General features: G+C 47.6%; 1 protein-coding gene. It reads left to right on the top strand.

Annotation, left to right across the window (positions count from 1 at the left end):
- Positions 1 to 19: 19 nt before the first annotated feature.
- Positions 20 to 940: tyrosinase family protein (locus ACS8FD_RS17625; RefSeq protein WP_439276805.1), on the top strand; the 921-nt coding region annotated here is incomplete at its 3' end.

Here is a 940-nt window from a genome sequence, read left to right as displayed (position 1 = left end):
AATGAGTCCTAGCCTGTTCATGATTCGAAATGGAGCACATCGCGGTCCAGCGTTTTTGCCATGGCACCGTGCGTATATACGCCAGTTTGAGCTGGACTTAGACAGATTGGTACCTGGGGTAACATTACCATATTGGAACTGGGCAGCAGATGCAGCGGACCCTATGAATGCCGCTGTCTGGGCAAATGATCTTATGGGCGGCAATGGATCTGGTGCGGGTAATTTTGTTCAAGATGGTCCATTCAGAGCAGACATTTGGGATATTGTAGTCGTTGACGTTGATTTTAGAGACCTAGATTTGACCAATCCACAGGTTAGAATTGACGAAGATCTGGTTCGACGGTTTGGCGCTAGCGTTAGGGCTCCTAACTTGCCCACTCAGGATCATGTTGATGAAATTCAAGCGATAACGCCATATGACAGTGCTGATTTTGATAGAGTAAGCATAGGTTATCGAGCTGCGAACGAAGGGCGTATGGCTCTTGCAAGCGGAAACTCTCCACCACTCTCCAACACTCATAATCTCGTCCATGAATGGGTAGGAGGTTCTATGCTTCCAGGCACTTCTCCCAATGACCCAGTCTTTTTTTTACATCATTGCTTTGTGGACAAACTGTGGGCTGATTGGCAAGCGCTGCATCCAACAGTGCCTTATATACCAGGCGATACGGCAAGCGATGATCTTGAGGGTCACCGCTTGAATGACGAGCTCTTTGGTTTGGGGATGCTGGTATCTGAGACGTTAGATCATCATGCTATGGGATACTCGTATGATACGGATACGCCGCCTATAGTGACACCTCTCAACACGACGTTAGTATTTAACGCCACACCTGTAGGTAGTACAGCGGTGCGGGCTGCAACTTTTAATATAAGTCCTCCCGTTCCTGACAACAGTTTTTGTAGAGAACTAATCTTTACTATCACGGCTGGTCCTACA

Source organism: Psychrobacter sp. 1U2, assembly GCF_051847575.1.
The sequence above is the reverse complement of the archived record's forward strand: the minus strand, read 5'-3'. Positions and strand labels throughout refer to the sequence as shown.